The sequence below is a fragment of the Limnobacter sp. genome (assembly GCF_036405155.1).
Classification (GTDB): domain Bacteria; phylum Pseudomonadota; class Gammaproteobacteria; order Burkholderiales; family Burkholderiaceae_B; genus Limnobacter.
The window spans coordinates 1-18,172 of the sequence record NZ_DASWYD010000010.1 but is presented as its reverse complement, the minus strand read 5'-3'; the positions used below and the strand labels follow the sequence as shown (position 1 = coordinate 18,172).

Annotated in this window: 16 protein-coding genes, 3 tRNA genes and 1 pseudogene; 16 read left to right on the top strand and 4 right to left on the bottom strand. The window is 57.7% G+C overall.

Annotated elements, in window-relative coordinates:
* Window positions 1-3 precede the first annotated feature (3 nt).
* A pseudogene (gene ttcA / locus VGE55_RS14250) lies at window positions 4-858 on the top strand (tRNA 2-thiocytidine(32) synthetase TtcA); the annotation flags it as partial.
* A gap of 365 nt (window positions 859-1,223) precedes the next feature.
* Here the strand turns inward: ttcA and ilvA are convergent.
* Complete coding sequence (gene ilvA / locus VGE55_RS14245) at window positions 1,224-2,744, bottom strand: threonine ammonia-lyase, biosynthetic (RefSeq protein ID WP_331132336.1); 1,521 nt, start codon at window positions 2,742-2,744, stop codon at window positions 1,224-1,226.
* Between the two features lie 134 nt (window positions 2,745-2,878).
* Between ilvA and VGE55_RS14240 the strand changes: the two genes are divergently transcribed.
* The 10 genes from VGE55_RS14240 to glmS all read left to right on the top strand — a co-directional run bounded on the left by VGE55_RS14240 (window position 2,879) and on the right by glmS (window position 13,463).
* Window positions 2,879-3,478 carry an SPOR domain-containing protein gene (locus tag VGE55_RS14240; RefSeq protein ID WP_331132335.1) on the top strand — a complete coding sequence of 200 codons (600 nt, stop codon included), beginning with the start codon at window positions 2,879-2,881 and terminating at the stop codon, window positions 3,476-3,478.
* A 4-nt stretch (window positions 3,479-3,482) separates the two neighbouring features.
* On the top strand, window positions 3,483-4,121 hold the full coding sequence (locus tag VGE55_RS14235; protein ID WP_331132334.1) for a thiol:disulfide interchange protein DsbA/DsbL: 639 nt from the start codon (window positions 3,483-3,485) through the stop codon (window positions 4,119-4,121).
* Between the two features lie 56 nt (window positions 4,122-4,177).
* The gene (locus VGE55_RS14230) at window positions 4,178-5,227 is read left to right on the top strand and encodes a septal ring lytic transglycosylase RlpA family protein (RefSeq protein WP_331132333.1); all 1,050 of its coding nucleotides are present in this window, start codon (window positions 4,178-4,180) and stop codon (window positions 5,225-5,227) included.
* Between the two features lie 67 nt (window positions 5,228-5,294).
* The gene (hslV, locus tag VGE55_RS14225) at window positions 5,295-5,846 is read left to right on the top strand and encodes an ATP-dependent protease subunit HslV (protein WP_331132332.1); all 552 of its coding nucleotides are present in this window, start codon (window positions 5,295-5,297) and stop codon (window positions 5,844-5,846) included.
* A gap of 20 nt (window positions 5,847-5,866) precedes the next feature.
* Window positions 5,867-7,198: an ATP-dependent protease ATPase subunit HslU gene (hslU, locus tag VGE55_RS14220; protein WP_331132331.1), complete on the top strand. Its 1,332-nt coding sequence runs from the start codon at window positions 5,867-5,869 to the stop codon at window positions 7,196-7,198.
* Between the two features lie 109 nt (window positions 7,199-7,307).
* Window positions 7,308-8,195, top strand: coding sequence for an acetylglutamate kinase (gene argB, locus VGE55_RS14215; protein ID WP_331132330.1), 888 nt, complete (start codon window positions 7,308-7,310; stop codon window positions 8,193-8,195).
* Window positions 8,196-8,217: 22 nt separating this feature from the next.
* Complete coding sequence (locus VGE55_RS14210) at window positions 8,218-8,910, top strand: PhaM family polyhydroxyalkanoate granule multifunctional regulatory protein (protein WP_331132329.1); 693 nt, start codon at window positions 8,218-8,220, stop codon at window positions 8,908-8,910.
* The gene (locus VGE55_RS14205) at window positions 8,907-10,181 is read left to right on the top strand and encodes an FIST signal transduction protein (protein WP_331132328.1); all 1,275 of its coding nucleotides are present in this window, start codon (window positions 8,907-8,909) and stop codon (window positions 10,179-10,181) included. The genes VGE55_RS14210 and VGE55_RS14205 overlap by 4 nt, the downstream gene beginning before the upstream one ends.
* A gap of 29 nt (window positions 10,182-10,210) precedes the next feature.
* On the top strand, window positions 10,211-11,596 hold the full coding sequence (gene glmU, locus VGE55_RS14200) for a bifunctional UDP-N-acetylglucosamine diphosphorylase/glucosamine-1-phosphate N-acetyltransferase GlmU (RefSeq protein WP_331132327.1): 1,386 nt from the start codon (window positions 10,211-10,213) through the stop codon (window positions 11,594-11,596).
* A gap of 25 nt (window positions 11,597-11,621) precedes the next feature.
* Window positions 11,622-13,463, top strand: coding sequence for a glutamine--fructose-6-phosphate transaminase (isomerizing) (glmS, locus tag VGE55_RS14195; RefSeq protein ID WP_331132326.1), 1,842 nt, complete (start codon window positions 11,622-11,624; stop codon window positions 13,461-13,463).
* A gap of 33 nt (window positions 13,464-13,496) precedes the next feature.
* On the opposite strand, the gene VGE55_RS14190 is transcribed toward glmS, so the two are convergent.
* The gene (locus VGE55_RS14190; protein WP_331132325.1) at window positions 13,497-14,327 is read right to left on the bottom strand and encodes an SDR family NAD(P)-dependent oxidoreductase; all 831 of its coding nucleotides are present in this window, start codon (window positions 14,325-14,327) and stop codon (window positions 13,497-13,499) included.
* Window positions 14,324-15,238, bottom strand: a complete 915-nt coding sequence (locus tag VGE55_RS14185) for an alpha/beta hydrolase (RefSeq protein ID WP_331132324.1) — start codon at window positions 15,236-15,238, stop codon at window positions 14,324-14,326. Before VGE55_RS14185 ends, VGE55_RS14190 begins: the two co-directional genes overlap by 4 nt.
* Window positions 15,239-15,372: 134 nt before the next feature.
* Here VGE55_RS14185 and VGE55_RS14180 point away from each other — a divergent pair, with 134 nt between their 5' ends.
* On the top strand, window positions 15,373-16,446 hold the full coding sequence (locus VGE55_RS14180) for an AraC family transcriptional regulator (RefSeq protein ID WP_331132323.1): 1,074 nt from the start codon (window positions 15,373-15,375) through the stop codon (window positions 16,444-16,446).
* Here VGE55_RS14180 and VGE55_RS14175 read toward each other — a convergent pair.
* Window positions 16,396-17,628, bottom strand: coding sequence for an AmpG family muropeptide MFS transporter (locus VGE55_RS14175; protein ID WP_331132322.1), 1,233 nt, complete (start codon window positions 17,626-17,628; stop codon window positions 16,396-16,398). The genes VGE55_RS14180 and VGE55_RS14175 overlap by 51 nt on opposite strands.
* A gap of 49 nt (window positions 17,629-17,677) precedes the next feature.
* Here VGE55_RS14175 and VGE55_RS14170 point away from each other — a divergent pair.
* The 4 genes from VGE55_RS14170 to VGE55_RS14155 form a co-directional block, all read left to right on the top strand.
* A tRNA-Tyr gene (locus VGE55_RS14170) sits at window positions 17,678-17,763 on the top strand.
* A gap of 49 nt (window positions 17,764-17,812) precedes the next feature.
* Window positions 17,813-17,886 (top strand) — tRNA-Gly (locus VGE55_RS14165).
* A gap of 16 nt (window positions 17,887-17,902) precedes the next feature.
* Window positions 17,903-17,977, top strand: a tRNA-Thr gene (locus VGE55_RS14160).
* 54 nt (window positions 17,978-18,031) lie between these two features.
* On the top strand, window positions 18,032-18,172 hold a 141-nt coding region (locus tag VGE55_RS14155), incomplete at its 3' end, for a GTP-binding protein (protein WP_331132320.1).

The window sequence follows — 18,172 nt, the reverse complement described above, 5'->3', positions numbered from 1 at the left end:
CCCACCCGCGAAGAGCAGAAAGAGGCCTTCGAGTTCAACAAGCTGCAAAAGCGCTTGGTGAAAAATGTGGGTGAAGCCATTGGCGACTTCAACATGATCGAGTCGGGTGACAAGGTCATGGTGTGTTTGTCGGGCGGCAAAGACAGCTATGGTTTGTTGGACATTCTGCTGTTGTTGCGCCAACGCGCGCCGATTGACTTTGAGATTATTGCGGTCAACCTGGACCAGAAACAGCCCGGCTTCCCGGAAGAAGTGCTGCCCAATTACTTGCGCACCATCAACGTGCCCTTTCACATTGAAGAGCAAGACACTTATTCGATTGTGAAGCGGGTGATTCCCGAAGGCAAAACCACCTGCTCACTGTGTTCGCGCCTGCGCCGTGGCATTTTGTACCGCGTGGCCAAAGAGCTGGGCTGCAACAAAATTGCGCTGGGCCACCACAAGGACGATATTTTGCAAACGCTGTTGCTTAACCTGTTTTATGGTGGCCGCATCAAGGGCATGCCCCCCAAGCTGGTCAGCGACAATGGCGAGCACACGGTGATTCGTCCGCTGGCCTACTGCCGCGAGCGGGACTTGGCCCGCTATGCCGAAGAACGTCAGTTTCCCATCATCCCGTGCAACCTGTGCGGCAGTCAGGAAAACCTCAAGCGCAAGGAAATGGCCCAGTTGCTGGCCCAGTGGGAAAAACACAACCCACGCTGGATTGCCAACCTATTCACCTCACTGTCCACCGTGGTGCCCTCGCATTTGATGGACCGCAAACTGTTTCCGTTTGAAACCATCAAGCCTGGAGACCCCAAGCCGCAGTTTGGTGCGGAGGGTGACATTGCGTTTGATTCGGATGATGCGTGTTGACGTCTCGCTGATCTGCTTGTCACGGTTTTGCAGATTGTCCTCACTGTCGCTGCAGGGGAGGCGAACTGCGCAGGCCCAAAATGCACCGGTGCTCATCGTAGCCAAAACTTGCCCACAGTAATGCCGGCTTGCCCGGCGCCGAACAGTCAGCCGCCCGATCGGTTTGACCCGCACAGCGTTCGAACACACGGACCGAGATGTTTGAGCCACGCAGTGGCGAGTTCTCGGGACGGTTCGAAAGCGCGGGGCAACCTTTACCCTTCGGGGGGCGTTCGGCACGGGCTCCCGGTGTTGCTAGGGGCAACTAAAAAGCACGGGCTACCGGTATAACTGGGGGCAATAACTGGCACCGAACCCGGGCTAACTCACCGCAAAAACAACTTATACGCCGGGTTCTCGGTCTCATTCACCGCCGGGTAACCCAAGGTCTGCAAAAACTTCTCGAACTCTGCATGGTCCACCGGCGGCACCTGGATGCCCACCAAAATGCGCCCATAATCCGCACCATGGTTGCGGTAATGGAAGAGGCTGATGTTCCAGCCCGGGTTCAGGCTGTTCAAAAAGCGGGTCAAGGCGCCCGGGCGCTCCGGAAACTCAAACCGGTACACCAGTTCGTGCTCGGCTGAGGCCGACCGCCCACCCACCATGTGTCGCAGGTGCAGTTTGGCCATTTCATCGTCCGTCAGGTTCAGGGCTTGAAAGCCGTTGTCGTTGAACCGGGCCTGAAGTTCATCGGCTTGCGCACGGTTGCCCACTTGCACACCCACAAAAATATTGGCCTGTTTCGAATCGGCCATCCGGTAGTTGAACTCGGTCACATTTCGCGGACCCAGCAGGTCACAGAACTTGCGGAAGCTGCCCCTTTCTTCGGGAATGGTCACTGCAAACACGGCCTCCCGTTGCTCACCCACTTCGGCACGCTCGGCCACAAAGCGGAGCCGGTCAAAGTTCATGTTGGCACCGCAGGAAATTGCAATCAGCGTTTGGTCCTGCAGGCCCATGGTTGCTGCGTATTGCTTCAATCCCGCCACAGCCAATGCGCCAGCAGGCTCCAAAATGCTGCGTGTGTCTTGAAACACGTCCTTGATGGCTGCGCAGGTTTCGTCGGTGGTCACACGCACCACCCCATCCAGGTACTGCTGGCACAAACGGAATGTTTCTTCACCAACCAATTTCACCGCAGTACCGTCGGAGAACAACCCAACTTCGCTCAGGGTCACGCGCTGCTGTTGTTCCAAGCTTTGAGCCATGGCATCGGAGTCCACCGTCTGGACACCAAGCACCTTCACATCGGGGCGCAGCTGCTTGACATACGCCCCCACACCGGCAGCCAGGCCGCCACCACCAATCGCGATAAAAATGGCGTGGATGGGTGCTTGGTGCTGCCGCAAAATTTCCATGCCCACCGTGCCCTGGCCTGCAATCACATCAGGGTCATCAAACGGGTGCACAAACGTCAGTGCCTGTTCGTCCGCCAGTTTGAATGCATGGGTGGCCGAGTCGCTGTAACTGTCGCCGTGCAGCACCACCTTCACCCAGTCTCCGCCGAATCGCTTCACGGCATCAATCTTGACGGCGGGGGTGGTGGTGGGCATCACAATGGTGGCCAGGCACTTCAGGCGTGAAGCCGACAATGCAACACCTTGCGCATGGTTGCCCGCTGATGCGGCAATCACACCGCGCTCCAGTTGCATGGGGCTCAAGTGCGCCATTTTGTTGTAGGCGCCACGCAGCTTGAAACTGAATACTTCCTGCATGTCTTCGCGTTTGAGGAGTACCCGGTTGCCCGTGCGGACCGACAAGGCGTGCGCAGGCTCCAACGGTGTTTCGATGGCCACATCGTACACTTTGGCGGTCAGTATGCGTTTTAAGTAGTCAAGACCCACGGGGCACCTGTGAGGGGTATTCAGACGAATCAAGCCTTGAAGTTTAATGCCTGAGCCCCCAAGCCACGGGCGTGGCCCATCATTTCTTGGGGCATAATTCTCGGGATTCTTCCACAAGTACAGGTTCTCATCGCATGGCCAAGACGTCATCCGCCAAACAGGGCAACCCGGCATCCAAAGCCAAAGCCCGTCGCACTTCCTCCGGCAACACGGTTCAAGCCTTTGTCTTCGGCATGGTATTTGGCCTGCTGATCGCCTTGGGTGTGGCACTGTTCGTAACCCGCACCGAGTTGCCCTTTTCCGGCAGCAACACGCAAGGTGCCGATGCCAAGCCGGCCTTGCCCGACAACGGCAGCACACGCGACCCCAATGCCGCCATCTATGGGCGGGCCAATGCACACAGCGCGCAAATGGTCACAGTAGACCCCGATCAACCCAAGGCCGCTGCAGCCCCTGCTGTTCCAAGTACCGCCAGCAATGCAACTTCTGCGGCGCCCGTGGCTCAAACGCAATACTTCCTGCAGTTGGGAAGTTTCAAAAACCGTGAAGACGCAGAGCAACTGCGGGCCAAATTGGCTTTTGTGGGTTCAGAGTCTGAAATTTCCGTCGGCGAGGTCAACGGCACCACTGTGAACCGCGTTCGTGTGGGGCCGTTCAGCTCGGCCACAGAAGCCTATCAGGCACGGGTACCATTGACCAAAGGTGGTTTTGAGGCCACCGTTGTGAAGGAGTAAGCAAATGAAACGCCGTGAAGTGGTAAAAGGCGCGTTGATGGCAGGCTCACTGGCCGTGTTGGGCTTGCCCCAAGCGCAGGCCCAAGAGGCCGGGGCCTTTGTGAAGGCCAAGCGAGAGGTGCCCCGCACCACACCCGGGAAAATCGACGTGGTTGAGTTTTTTTGGTACGGTTGTCCGCATTGCTTTCACTTTGAGCCCGCGTTGAACGAGTGGATCAAGAAGCTGCCCAGCGATGTTCATTTCATGAAGGTGCCTGTGCGCTGGCCCAGCAATCGCGTGAACTTTGAAGGTCACCAAAAGCTGTACTTCACGCTGGAAGCCTTGGGCAAAATGCCAGCGGCGCACGCCAAAGTGTTCGATGCCATGCACAAGGACAAAAACCCGCTGGCCAACGATGCACAAATTTTTGACTTCGCGGTCAGCATTGGCATCAACCGCGAAGAGTTTGCGAACATGTACAAATCGTTTGCGGTCAGCACCAAGTGCGCCAAGGCCACCGGTTTGATGGAGGCTTATGGTCCAGACGGTGTGCCCACATTGGGCATTGACGGCAAGTTCATGACCTCGGCGTCCATCGCCGGAACGGAAGAGAACGCCCTTCGCGTGGCCGATCTGCTGATCAAGCGCGCACGTCAGGGCTGAGTTTGGGTCTGCGCCCCCGAGGCATGCTGGTCCAGTACACATGAGGAGGGGGTGACATGCAGTTTTCAAGGGTGTTCTGTGTACCTGTCCGCTGGCCGGCCGGTGCTCTCGCAGCTGTTGTGGTCTTGAGCTTGTCGGCCTGTTCGTCCGTGCCGCTCAAACCCGCCACAACCGCCAAAAACACCCCGGCTGGCCCAGGTGCTGGCAGCACCCCCCCCAAGGGCTGGGAGGCGGCGCCCAAGGGGGGCGGCTACTACCTGGACGATGGCCCCGCAGACTGGCGCCCCAGCAATCTGGCCGACTTGCCCATGGCTGACCCGCAGGTTGAGCCTATTTTGGTGGCCAAAACAAAGCCCTATGAGGCCCTGGGCCAAACCTTCTACCCCCAAACCACGCTCGAAGAGCCCTACAAAGCCCGGGGGCGGGCCAGTTGGTATGGCCGAAAATTTCATGGTGCACGGACCGCCACCGGTGAAATTTATGACATGCACCAAATGACCGCCGCACACCCTACTTTGCCCTTGCCGAGTTATGCCAAGGTCACCAACTTGTCCAACGGCAAGTGGGTGATTGTGCGGGTGAATGACCGTGGGCCATTTTTGCGCAACCGGGTCATTGATTTAAGTTATGCCGCCGCATACAAACTGGATTACATCAGCCACGGCAGCGCCGAAGTTTTGGTTGAAAAATTGACCCCAACCGACATCGCTGCCTACAAAGCCGACCTGGCGTCCGGAAAAATCGCGCAATCGGGCCAAGGGCCCAACCCATCGGCATCTGCATCTGCCTTGGCGGATGCGGGTGTCGCTGTACAACCCGTGTCCACGGCAACCACCAAGCCCTCCACAGCGACAACCGCTGGAAGGCCTGTGTACTTGCAGGTGGGGGCCTTCGGCAATCGGGCCTCGGCTGAAAGCCTGCTGAGTCGGGTCAATGCCTCGGGAGCGGATGTCTCCGCCAGTGGTCGCATTCTGTCTGAGTCGGGCATGCACCGCGTACTGCTCGGTCCGTTTTCATCGTTGGACCAGGCCAATGAAGCAGCCATTCAACTGACCTCGGTGATTGAAGTCAAACCCGTCATCAAGCAGGACTTGATTTTGCCTTGAGCGTCCCCAAGTCCTTCCCATTGGTCAATGAGGGCCGCTGAAAGGTGTCCCCACAACAAGGAATGACATGGAGCAATATCACGGAACCACCATCCTGTCGGTGCGCCGCGGCAAACATGTGGCCATCGGCGGCGATGGTCAGGTCACGCTGGGCAACATTGTGGTCAAGGGCTCAGCCCGCAAAATCCGTCGCCTGCACCACAACAAAATCATTGCCGGCTTTGCGGGCGGCACCGCGGATGCGTTCACGCTGTTTGAGCACTTCGAGGCCCAGCTGGAAAAGCATTCAGGCCACTTGCTGCGCGCCGCTGTGGAATTGGCCAAGGAATGGCGAACCGACCGCATGTTGCGCCGCCTGGAAGCCATGCTGGCGGTGGCCGATGAAGACCACTCATTGATCATCACCGGCAACGGCGATGTGCTGGAACCCGAGCAGGGCATTGTCGCGATTGGCAGTGGTGGCGCCTATGCGCAGTCGGCTGCCAAGGCCCTGCTGGAAAACACCGACCTGTCCCCGGAAGACATTGTGAAGAAATCGCTGGTCATTGCAGGCGACCTTTGCATCTACACCAACCAGCACCACACCATTGAAGTGTTGGGTGCACCCCAATCCAAATAAGTCACTGTGAGCGTTAAACCATGAGCACCCTTTCCCCCCAGCACATTGTGACTGAACTGGACAAACACATCGTTGGCCAGGCCGCTGCCAAGCGCGCAGTGGCGGTCGCGCTGCGCAACCGCTGGCGCCGCATGCAGGTGGACGCGTCGTTGCGTCACGAAATCACCCCCAAAAACATTCTCATGATTGGGCCCACGGGTGTTGGAAAAACAGAAATCGCCCGCCGCTTGGCCCGCCTGGCCAACGCACCGTTCATCAAGATTGAGGCCACCAAGTTCACGGAAGTGGGTTATGTCGGCCGTGATGTCGACACCATCATTCGCGACCTCATGGAGATTGCGCTCAAGCAGGTCCGAGAGGAGGCTCAGCAGGCCGTGATTGAACAAGCCAAAGACGCCGCATTTGATCGCGTGCTGGATGCATTGCTGCCACCCGCCCGTGACTTTGGTTTTACAGACCAATCCGCGAATTCCGAGGAAAACCGCACGCGCATCAAGTTCCGCGAAAAACTGTTCAACGGTGAACTCGACGAGCGCGAAATCGAGATTGAAGTGGCTGTGGCGGCGCCCTCGCTGGATGTGGTCGGCCCCCCGGGCATGGAAGAATTGTCGGGTCAATTGCAGTCCATGTTTGCCAATTTGTCGGGTGGCCGGAAAAAAACCCGCAAACTGAAAGTGGCCGAGGCCCTGAAGGTGATTCAGGAAGAAGAGGCTGCCAAGCGCGTGAATGAGGAAGAAGTGCGTGCCCGTGCCATTGCCCGCGTTGAGCAGGACGGCATTGTGTTTCTCGACGAAATCGACAAAATTGCCACCAAGGCCGATGGGCGCGGCACTGATGTGTCCCGTCAAGGGGTACAGCGCGACCTGTTGCCTTTGGTCGAAGGCACCACGGTCAACACCAAATACGGCATGGTCAAGACGGACCACATTCTGTTCGTCGCCAGTGGCGCGTTCCACCTGTCGCGCCCGTCCGACCTCATTCCCGAACTGCAAGGGCGCTTTCCCATTCGCGTGGAGCTGGAGTCCCTGACGGTGGAGGATTTCAAGCGAATCCTGACCAGCACCGATGCCTGCTTAACCCGCCAATACCAGGCCTTGCTGGCCACAGACGGCATTGCGCTGGAATTTACCGACGAAGGCGTACACCGCTTGGCTGAGGTGGCGTTCTCGGTCAATGAAAAAACCGAAAACATTGGTGCCCGTCGTCTGTACACCGTCATGGAGCGCCTCCTGGAAGAGGTTGCTTTCGAGGCGGATGGCACAGCCAAAGCCGTGCGCGTGGATGCAGCCTTTGTTGATGCCCGTTTGGGCGAAGCAGCCCAGTCCGAGGATCTGGCTCAATTCATTCTTTAATAAATCACCCGCCAGGGCATGCCCTGGCAGGCATTGACTTAAAATACGGGGAACCGCGGCCCGCCTTTGGGATGGGCCTTCGTTCCCCATTTTTTCGTCCGGAATGCCCATGAGCAACGAAATCCTCTCCTCTGCCACCAAGTCCAAGGTCTTGTCCGAGGCGCTGCCCTACATTCGCCGCTTTCATGGCAAAACCGTGGTGGTGAAGTACGGCGGCAATGCCATGACCGATGTGGAATTGCAGAAGTCCTTCGCGCACGACGTGGTGCTGCTCAAACTGGTGGGCATCAACCCGATCGTTGTGCACGGCGGTGGCCCCCAAATTGACGAGGCGCTCAAGCGGATCGGCAAGCAGGGCACCTTCGTACAGGGCATGCGCATCACCGACGCAGAGACCATGGAAGTGGTGGAGTGGGTGTTGGGTGGCCAGGTTCAGCAAGACATCGTCATGATGATCAATGAGCATGGCGGCAAGGCAGTGGGCCTCACCGGAAAAGACGGTGGCCTCATCCGCGCCCGCAAAATGAAGCTGGCGGACCAGAACGATCCCAATACCTTCCACGACATCGGCTTTGTGGGCGAGATCGCCTCTATTGACCCTGCCATCGTGAAGGCCTTGCAGGACGATGCATTCATTCCCGTGATTTCCCCCATCGGTTACGGCGAAGACGGCATGGCTTACAACATCAACGCCGATTTGGTGGCAGGCAAAATTGCCGAAGTGCTCAAGGCCGAGAAGCTGGTGATGATGACCAACACGCCGGGCGTGCTCGACAAGGAAGGCAAACTGCTGACAGGCCTCACCGCCAAGCGGATTGACGAACTGTTTGCAGATGGCACCATTTCGGGCGGCATGCTGCCAAAAATTGCCGGTGCCCTGGAAGCCGCCAAAAGTGGCGTAAACTCGGTACACATTGTTGATGGACGCGTGCCGCACTGCTTGTTGCTCGAGCTCTTGACCGACCAAGGTGTGGGCACCATGATTCGCAGCCACTGATTCAACACACCAAGGGGGAGACATGTCCAATCGGAGAATCCCGAATCTGTCTGTCACAGACGGTTTCGATTTTGTGAAGAAAATCTGGGGCAGTCTTCCCATTCCCAGTGTCATGAGCCCCACCACCGACCTGGACGAACTCGACAAACGCATTTCCGATTTGAAGGCGGTGGAGCAATGGTTGAACGTCAACCTCAGCATGCTGCGCGCAACCATCCAGGGCTTGGAAGTTCAGCGTGGCACCATTGCCACCATCAAGTCCTTTGGTTCCAATCTCGGTTTGGGTGACCGCAGCAGCGAAGTCAACCAAGCCGTCAATGAGGAGTTGATTCGCAATGCCATGCAGGCAGCCGCCGTGTCGCCCACGGTGCCGCCCGTGCCCAAGGCCAAGCCCATTGAGCCCAAGTTGCCCGATCCGGAGCCCGAAGCGGTCAGCGAGTCCTCCAAAGCCATCATTTCTAACGCGACTGCTTGGTGGGGGTTGTTGCAGGAGCAATTCAACAAAGTGGCCACAGCCGCCATGTCAGGCTCAGGCTTGAACGAGGTTGACAAGTCTGCTGCCGCAGCGCCTGCCACGGCCAAGGCAGCCGATGCTTCGACCGCGTCTTCATCCAAAAAACCAGCGAACAGCGCATCGACCAAACCTCGGCGGTCCAGCAGCAGTTCCAAAAAAACCACCTCCTCAACCACGCGTCGTACCCGCAGTCGTTCATGATGTTTCGCTTTGGCCATTCCACACACCCCAACTGGCGCGAGGCGCTTGAACTTGTGCACGTGCAACTGGAAGGCCAAATGCAACTGGAGCAGTTTGCCGCAGACCCAACAAGGCCCCAGAAGTTGGGGCTGGTGTATGTCACTGAACCCTTTGCCGAACATCTCGATTCCATCATCGACGGACTGAAGCGTCGAACCGGTGTGCAGCAGTGGGTGGGCGGCGTGGCGATTGGTGTTTGCAGCAGTGGTGTTGAGTATTATCAGGAGCCTGCACTGGTCGTGATGCTGATGGAGTTTCCAGGCGACACGGTGCGGGTGTTCTCCGGCAAGGTCCCGCTGCCCAAGCCGGGCACCTTGAACGGTGCTGGCAGAAACGCCATGGCTTCCGCGTTGGTCCATGTTGACCCATTGACCGAAGACATCGACGACCTGCTCGAGGACTTCAGTCTGAAGGTCAGCAGCAACCAGGTGTTTGGCGGGTTGGTGGGGGCCGCCCATCCCAAGTCGCATGTGGCGCTTGAACCACTGGCTGGCGGTGTGTCGGGTGTGGTGTTTGCCGACGGTGTGCCGCTGGAAGTGCGCATGACCCAAGGCGTGCAAATGGTCGGTGGCGAGCATGAAATCACCGGCATTCGCGGCAACTTCATCGAAGAACTGGACGGTCAGCCTGCATTGGATGTGCTGCTCAGTGACCTTGGTTTAAGTACAGAAGCCATTGAAGACAATTCGACCGAGCACACCACAGAGCTTTTGGCCAAGCGGTTTGCTCATGGTCTGTTTGTCGGCATCACCGATAAGGCCCATGCGCAGTCCATTCTTCGCAAGGGTTTTGCCGGCGGCAAAGTGGAAACCCACCAGCTCAAAGTGCGCCCGGTGGTGGGCATGGACCCGGGGCGAAAATCCCTCGCGGTGGCCGATGATTTCAAGATTGGCGACCACCTGGCGTTTTGCACACGGGACGAAAACTCTGCCCGGGTCGACCTCACGCGCATGTGTGCCGAGCTGCGCGAAGATCTGGATGCGCCAGCGCCCCGGCTCAATGAACTGCAAGCCGCCGGGTTTTCTGGAATCATTGCTCAACGCAAGCCGCGTGGTGCGCTGTACATTGCCTGCAACGGTCGGGGTGCCGCGTTGTTTGGTCAGCAAGGTGTCGAGCAGCAAATCGTGCGTGAGCAATTGGGCGACATTCCGTTGGTTGGTTTTTCTGCCAATGGCGAAATATTCAAGGGCGCCCTGTACGGGTACACCGGTGTATTGGCCTTGTTTTTTTAATCCTGAATATCGCGTATTTCAAACCATTTATGAACGTACTCATTCTTGCAGCAGGCAAAGGCACACGCATGAAGTCTGCGTTGCCCAAGGTGCTTCACCCGGTGGCTGGACAGGCCATGGTCGAGCGTGTGGTGCGCACGGCTCGCCAGCTGGGCACATCCAAAAACCCAGCCCATCTCGTGGTGGTGGTGGGGCACGGCGCTGCTGCGGTTGAGCAACACCTGGGCTCATTCGGTGAGCTTCAGTACGCGCTGCAGGCGGAGCAATTGGGGACCGGGCATGCGGTGCGGTGTGCGCTCCAGCAACTCGCTGATCACGCGGTTACCCTCATTCTGTATGGCGATGTCCCGCTGATTCAGGTCGAATCCTTAAAGCCCCTGGTTGATGCAGCAGCGCAAGGTCAGGTTGGGCTCATGACGTTGCACATGGACAACCCCAGCGGTTATGGTCGCATCTTGCGAGATGCGCAAGGTCAAGTGGTTGGTATTGTCGAGCAAAAAGACGCCACCGAGGCCCAACGCGCCATCACTGAAATCAACACCGGTATTTTGGCGTGCCCCACCGCACAACTCACGCATTGGGTGGGTCAACTCAACAACCAAAATGCCCAAGGCGAGTATTACCTCACCGACATCATCGCCATGGCCCATGCCGATGGCGTGCCCATTCACACCGCTCAGCCTGCCCATGCCTGGGAAGTGAGCGGCGTAAATTCCCGCCAGCAGCAAGCCGAGCTGGAACGCATTTGGCAACTTCACCAGGCCAATGCCTTGATGGCGCAGGGTGTTCAACTCCTCGACCCTGCACGCATCGACATTCGTGGCACCTTGAATTGCGCGGGCGATGTGTCCATCGATGTGGGTTGTGTGTTTGAAGGCACGGTGGAACTGGGCGAAGGCGTGCGCATTGGCCCTTATTGCGTGCTCAACAATGTGCGCGTGGCAGCCGGTACGCGCATCGAAGCGTATTCCCACCTGCAAGAGGCCACCGTGGGTGCGCAGGCTGTGATTGGGCCTTATGCCCGCCTGCGCCCAGGCGCACAGTTGGCCGACGAAGTGCACATCGGCAACTTTGTGGAGGTGAAAAACGCCACCATCGCCAAAGCTTCCAAAGCCAATCATTTGGCCTACATTGGCGATGCCACCATTGGCGAACGGGTCAATGTGGGTGCGGGTACCATCACCTGCAATTATGATGGGGCCAACAAACACCGCACCATCATTGAGGACGATGTCTTCATCGGTTCAGACACGCAGTTGGTCGCCCCGGTTACTGTGAAGCGTGGCGCCACACTGGGCGCAGGCACCACGCTGACCAAAGACGCTCCAGCCGACTCGCTCACCGTGTCGCGGGCCAAACAAGTCACCATCGACGGCTGGAAGCGCCCCGTGAAAGCGCCCAAGCCTGCCAAATAACCAGAAGAACCGGAGAACCCTCACCATGTGTGGCATTGTCGGCGCGCTGTCCAAAACCAACTGTGTACCTGTGCTCATTGATGGCCTGAAAAAGCTGGAATACCGGGGGTACGACTCGGCGGGCCTGGCCGTGCAGGGGGATTCAGACCACCGCATTCAACGGGCCCGCAGTGTGGGTCGCGTCGCTGAACTGGAAGCCACCGCACAGGGTTTGCAGGCCAAGGTGGGCATCGCGCACACCCGTTGGGCCACGCACGGTGTGCCCAGCGAACGCAATGCCCACCCGCACATCAGCGAAGGCCACGGCATCACCGTCACCGTGGTTCACAACGGCATTATTGAAAACCATGAAGAAGTCCGGCAGCGTTTGGCAGCACAGGGCTATGTGTTCCTGTCTGACACCGACACCGAGGTGATTGCACACCTCACGCACCAACACCTGCTCAGCGGTAAGCCCTTGTTGGCCGCTGTGCAATCCACGGTGGCCCAGTTGGAAGGTGCATTTGCCATCGGCGTGATCGCCGACAATACACCGGGCACCATCATTGCCGCCAAGCGCGGTGCACCGCTGTTGGTGGGCCATGGTCAGGGCGAAAATTTCCTCGCATCCGATGCTTCTGCGTTGGTGGCTTACACCAAGTTCATCAGCTACCTCGAAGAAAATGACGTGGTGGAGCTCACCCATCAATCCATGCGGGTGTTCAATGCCCACGGGCAGTTGGTCGAGCGCGCGGTGATTGAAAGTCAGTTGTCCGCCGATGCCGTTGAGCTGGGCCCTTACGCGCATTACATGCAAAAGGAAATGTACGAACAACCGGGCGCCATTGCCGCCACGCTGGAAATGGTCAGCAATGCATCAGCAGTCAAACCCGAGCTGTTTGGTGTGGACGCTGGGCAGGTACTGCCCGGTATTCAAAACATTCTCATCTTGGCCTGCGGCACCAGCTACCACGCCGGCGCTGTGGCGCGGTACTGGCTGGAGTCGATTGCGGGTGTACCCACTCAGGTTGAAATTGCCAGCGAATACCGCTACCGCAAAAGCGTGCTGGCACCGCACACCCTGGTGATCACCATTTCCCAATCTGGCGAAACAGCCGACACCTTGGCCGCGCTGGAACATGCCAAGCAGATGGGCGTTGAGCACGCGCTGTCCATTTGCAACGTGCCCGAGTCTGCACTCATTCGCGCCAGCAACTTGAAATTCCTCACCCGGGCAGGCCCAGAAATCGGTGTGGCTTCCACCAAGGCGTTTACCACGCAGTTGGCAGCACTGTTTACCTTCACCTTGGTCATGGCCAAGCTGCGCGGTCAATTGGCTGCTGAGCAGGAAAAAACGCTGCTGGCCCAGTTGCGCCATTTGCCCTCCGCCATGCAAAACATTTTGGCGCTTGAGCCACAGATCAAACAACTGGCCGCCCATTTTGCCGAGAAGCGCCATGCACTGTTTTTGGGGCGCGGTGTGCACTACCCCATTGCCATGGAAGGGGCGCTCAAGCTCAAAGAGATCAGCTACATTCACGCCGAAGCGTATGCAGCCGGTGAGTTGAAGCACGGGCCACTGGCCCTGGTGGATGCAGACATGCCCGTGGTGGCGGTGGCGCCCAAAGACACGTTGATTGAAAAGCTCAAGTCCAACCTGCAAGAGGTGCGCGCTCGCGGTGGTGAGCTGTACATTTTTGCTGACCGCGACAGTCAAATTGAGTCGTCCGAAGGGGTGCATGTTATCAAGCTGCTGGACCATGCTGGGCATTTGTCGCCCATTTTGCATGTACTCCCCTTGCAGTTGTTGAGTTACCACGTGGCCTTGGTCAAGGGCACCGACGTGGACAAGCCTCGAAACCTGGCCAAAAGTGTGACGGTGGAGTGACCAAGCCAGGCTCACGCATTGAGCCTGGTCTTTTTAAGCGGTCTGTTTCTTGCCCTTCCGGCTTTTGCGTTCTTCACGCTGAAATTTTTTCAGCGCTTCATCAGACCCCTGCAAACGGCTAATCCGCTCCGCCACCCAATGGAACAGGCCTGGTGCCAGCACCAGCGGCGCAATTTGTTTGGGCGCAATAATTTTGCGCTGTCGTTTTTGAATGCCTTTGAACATGGCATCAATCACTTCAGCGGGCTCAACCGCAGCAAATGCACCCTTGTGGCCACCCCACAGCACTCCCGCATTGGTTTCTTGAATCATCGCCGTGTTGGTGAAGGTGGGGTGCACGCAACCCACATCCACGCCATCCAATGCCAGCTCTTGTCGAGCCACATCAGCCAGTGCTTCCACCGCCGCTTTTGAGGCTGCATAGTGGGCCATCAAGGGTGTGTGAATGGCCGCTGCCAACGACGACACCACCTGCAAGTAGCCTTGCGAGTCCCGAAGGTGTGGGATGGCTGCGCGAATGGTGTTGAACACACCCGTCACATTCACTTTCAGCACGGCATCAAAGTCGGCCGGGTCCATGTTCTCGATGGATCCCATTTTCAAAATGCCGGCGTTGGCCACCACCACATCCACCTTGCCAAAGCGGGTGGCGCAGGCCTCCAATGCCAGCTCCAAATCGCCCAGCTTGGTCACGTCGGCCACGCAGCCGGCAGCGTTGTTGCCCAGGCTTTCAATCTGCGCAAACACAGCCTTCTCGCTCAGGTCCACAATGAATGCTTTCCCGCCGGATGTAACCACCCGTTGTGCCAGGCCAGCACCCAAACCGCGTGCGCCGCCGGTAATAAACACCACCTTGTTTTTCATGCCACCGTTTCCATCGACAGGGATTCAATAAACGCCACACAGTCCTGCGCAAAGCGTTCGGGCATTTCTTCCATCGGAATGTGGCCTACGCCGCGGTACATTTTCAATTCCGAGCCAGGAATGTCCTTGTGCATCTGTTCGCCCATGGCGGGTTTCACCCATCGATCGTCGCTGCCCCAAATAATCAGCGTCTTGCACTGAATGCTCGGCAGTCGCTCGGCGCCCAGTTCCCCGTCGGTAAACACGCCCACCATCTTGCCCACGGCGCTGCGGTTCGGCTTGTACATGAACAAATCCAAATACCGCGCCAGTACACCGGGTTTAATTTTGCTTTTGTCGCCGTACACATCCGAGATGGCCATGCGCAGCAAGAAACCGGGAATGGTGTGTTTGGTCAGCCAGGCAATCGGCTTGATGGTGAACAACTGAATATAAAAGGGCAGGGGTTGTTGATAGGCCACCGCATCGCTCAGCACCGCGCCGCGAACCCGTTCAGGGTGACGTTGCGCTTGGTCCCAGCTCAAAAACCCACCAAACGAATTGCCAATCATCACGCACTTTCGAATCTCCAGCGTGTCCAGCAAGGTGTCGACAAATTCTTGGTAAAACGCCACGTCCAGCTTTCGCGGTTCGCCTTGCGCATCCAGCAATGGGCCCGTCAATCCAAAGGGGGGCAGGTCAAAACGAATCACCCGGTACTGTTTCACCAACACGGCTGCCACATCATCCCAGGTGCGCAGGTGTGCGGCAAAGCCATGCACCATCACCACATCCGGACCACTGCCCTCAATGCTCACATGCACATTCACACCCATGCATTTCACCCAGCGTGAGCTGGGCAATGCGTGGCGTTGTTTCAGTTCTTCAAAGCTGGGGCCCATCAGGCCGAAATCATTCAGCAGCGCTTTCAAAGGGGGTCTCCGATTCTTGTTTTGTGGGGGTTGCAGCCAGCCTATTATTCAACAAATGGGCCAAGTTCAGTGTAGGAGGAGACGTTCTAGAAATTCTTCGATAGAATGGTTTGACAATTGATATTTCCGGACATATGGACCCCCATGCCGACATCCCCATTGAGCCAGCCAGCATGAGTCAGGCAACCCAAGCCCGCCGCACCGTGGTCAGCGTCAACATCCTGTGTACCCTGGGTACTCGGTTGGGAACACCGTTGAGCGCCTTGCTCGCAGGGTCGTCCATTTCGCCAGCCCAGTTGCAGGACCCGCACCTGGAAATCACGCCTGAGCAGGAATTGCAGGTGGTGCACAACCTGGTTCGTCTGCAGGCTGGCACACCGGGGCTGGGTCTCATGGCTGGCCTGGAGTACCACCTCACCACTTTTGGAATTTGGGGGTATGCACTCATCACCAGCCCAAAATTTCGGGATGCCGTGAATTTGGGTTTGCGGTATCTGGACCTCACCTATGCGTTCTCCAACATCGGGTTTGTGGAGGAAAAGGATTTGGCCGCCATCACACTGCGTGCCGATGACCTGCCGCCCGCCATTCGCACGTTCGTCATTGAGCGCGATGCCTCTGCAGTTCAGGTTATTCAGCGTGAATTGTTTGGCGTCGCCATGCCGCTCAAGCTGATTGAGTTTGCCCATCAGCCCAGTTGTGAGCTGGCGCGTTACGAGGCCATTTTCGGGCGTACCCCGACGTTTGGTGCGCCGGTTTCCCGCATTGCGTTCGATGCCTCCACCATGGACATCGCATTGCCCAAGGGAAGCCCGGCCAGTGCTGGGTTGTACGAGGGTCAAATGCAGCAATTGCTGTCCCTGCGCAAGCAACGGGGCGGAACCTCCGCTTGGATTCGCAACAAGTTGTTGGCCAACATCGCCAGCTCGCCCAGTCTGGCCCAAATTGCCAGTGACCATTTCATGACTGAACGCACCCTGCGCCGCCGGCTGGCCGACGAGGGCACCACGTTCCGTGATTTGTTGGCCGAGGTGCGCCAAACCATGGCCGAAGAGTTGCTGGTTTCTACAGGGCTGAGTGTGTCTGAAGTCTCTGCTCGCCTGGGCTATGCATCCACCTCGGCGTTCATCCACGCATTCCAGAAGTGGCGCAATTGCTCACCGCGCCAGTTTCTGGAGGCTCGCACGAAGGAAAAACAAGGCCAATAAGCCGGGCACTGCTGCAGCGGTGGACAGCACGAAAAAGGTGCTCCAGCCAAAGCTGGCCACCACATAGCCTGCCGGCGCGCTCAAATAAACCCGGCCCACCGCTGCCAATGACGACAGCAGGGCATATTGAGTGGCCGAAAACTCCCGCGTGCACAAGCTGGTCAGCAGGGCCACAAAGGCTGCCGTGCCCATGCCGCCGCACAGGTTTTCAATAAACACCGCAGCGCCCATGGTTTCGATGGACGGTGGTGTCACCGACAAAGCCCAGAAGGTAAGGTTCGACAAAGCCTGGGCAATCCCAAACAACATCAGCGAGCGATAAAGCCCCAGGCGTTTCATCAGGTGTCCACCCAAAAACGCGCCCAGCAATGTGGCAATCAGGCTCACGGTTTTGTTGACCACACCGACTTCGGTCAAGGTAAATCCCAGGCCCTTGAGCAAAAAGGCGGTGGTGAGCGAGCCAGCGAATGCATCGCCAATTTTGTAAAGCACAATCAGCAGCAGCACGCCCCAAGCGGCATCTTTGCGCAAGAAATCGCTGGCAGATCGCTTCACAATGTCCAACAAGGCCCGCTTGGCGGGTTCTTGGGCCTCATCGGCAGCATTCAAGTTTGGGCTGAACGCCGCCAGCACAGCACACAGGGCCATCAGGCCTGCCATCAACAAATAGGTGCCGCGCCAGCCCAGCCATTCCCCGGCTAAAATCAGCGCCAGCCCGCCGGACACGAGCATCGCCACGCGGTAGCCGGTCACATAATAGGCCGCGCCCAATCCGCGTTCCTCGGCTGGCAGCACATCTGTTCTGTACGCATCAATCGCCATGTCCTGTGTGGCCGAGCAAAACGCAATCGCTACAGCCACGGCAGCCACTGTCCAGGCCGAGTGCGCATCCACAAAAGCCAGGCCAGCCACCAGGCCAGCACACGCGAGTTGCATCCAGACGATCCAGCCGCGCCGCTGGTCAAAAAGCTTTGGGTTGATGTAGTCCAATAAAGGCGACCAAATGAACTTGTAGGTGTACGGAAAGCCAACCACCGCATACAGGCCGATGGTCTTGATGTCCACGCCTTCTACGGTTAACCAGGCCTGCAGGGTGCTGCCAGTGAGCGCCAGTGGCAATCCACTGGAAAAACCCAAAACCAAAATACAAAAAAGACGGAAAGGCGGTAGAAAGCGGGGCATAAGGCTTGACGATACTCAAAATTGAAGACATAATCCGGGGTTCTCTTTTGGAGAGATGCCCGAGTGGCTAAAGGGGGCAGACTGTAAATCTGTTGGCGTACGCCTACGCTGGTTCGAATCCAGCTCTCTCCACCAAGAATTCAAGCAGTTTAACCGAGTGCGGCCTTCGGGTTGTGCAAGGTGTGCGGGTGTAGCTCAATGGTAGAGCTGAAGCCTTCCAAGCTTAAGACGAGGGTTCGATTCCCTTCACCCGCTCCAGGCTTTAAAGATAGTTGCTCATGTGGCTCAGTGGTAGAGCACTCCCTTGGTAAGGGAGAGGTCGGCAGTTCGATCCTGCCCATGAGCACCAAGTTATTGTTAACACTCCGCACTCGCCGCTTTGGGTGCTTGCATCGAGGTCGTCATGGCAAAAGAAAAGTTTGAGCGTAAGAAGCCGCACGTAAACGTTGGAACGATTGGTCACGTGGACCATGGCAAGACGACACTGACAGCGGCGATCACAACCGTGTTGGCGCGCCTGATTGGTGGAGAAGCCAAGGGTTAC

What these genes read in the sequence shown, in the direction of transcription:
- VGE55_RS14240 (WP_331132335.1), top strand. Translation starts at nt 2,879, where the DNA reads ATGGCCAAGACGTCATCCGCCAAACAGGGCAACCCGGCATCCAAAGCC.
- VGE55_RS14235 (WP_331132334.1), top strand. Translation starts at nt 3,483, where the DNA reads ATGAAACGCCGTGAAGTGGTAAAAGGCGCGTTGATGGCAGGCTCACTG.
- VGE55_RS14230 (WP_331132333.1), top strand. Translation starts at nt 4,178, where the DNA reads ATGCAGTTTTCAAGGGTGTTCTGTGTACCTGTCCGCTGGCCGGCCGGT.
- hslV (WP_331132332.1), top strand. Translation starts at nt 5,295, where the DNA reads ATGGAGCAATATCACGGAACCACCATCCTGTCGGTGCGCCGCGGCAAA.
- hslU (WP_331132331.1), top strand. Translation starts at nt 5,867, where the DNA reads ATGAGCACCCTTTCCCCCCAGCACATTGTGACTGAACTGGACAAACAC.
- argB (WP_331132330.1), top strand. Translation starts at nt 7,308, where the DNA reads ATGAGCAACGAAATCCTCTCCTCTGCCACCAAGTCCAAGGTCTTGTCC.
- VGE55_RS14210 (WP_331132329.1), top strand. Translation starts at nt 8,218, where the DNA reads ATGTCCAATCGGAGAATCCCGAATCTGTCTGTCACAGACGGTTTCGAT.
- VGE55_RS14205 (WP_331132328.1), top strand. Translation starts at nt 8,907, where the DNA reads ATGATGTTTCGCTTTGGCCATTCCACACACCCCAACTGGCGCGAGGCG.
- glmU (WP_331132327.1), top strand. Translation starts at nt 10,211, where the DNA reads ATGAACGTACTCATTCTTGCAGCAGGCAAAGGCACACGCATGAAGTCT.
- glmS (WP_331132326.1), top strand. Translation starts at nt 11,622, where the DNA reads ATGTGTGGCATTGTCGGCGCGCTGTCCAAAACCAACTGTGTACCTGTG.
- VGE55_RS14190 (WP_331132325.1), bottom strand. Translation starts at nt 14,327, where the DNA reads ATGAAAAACAAGGTGGTGTTTATTACCGGCGGCGCACGCGGTTTGGGT.
- VGE55_RS14180 (WP_331132323.1), top strand. Translation starts at nt 15,373, where the DNA reads ATGGACCCCCATGCCGACATCCCCATTGAGCCAGCCAGCATGAGTCAG.
- VGE55_RS14175 (WP_331132322.1), bottom strand. Translation starts at nt 17,628, where the DNA reads ATGCCCCGCTTTCTACCGCCTTTCCGTCTTTTTTGTATTTTGGTTTTG.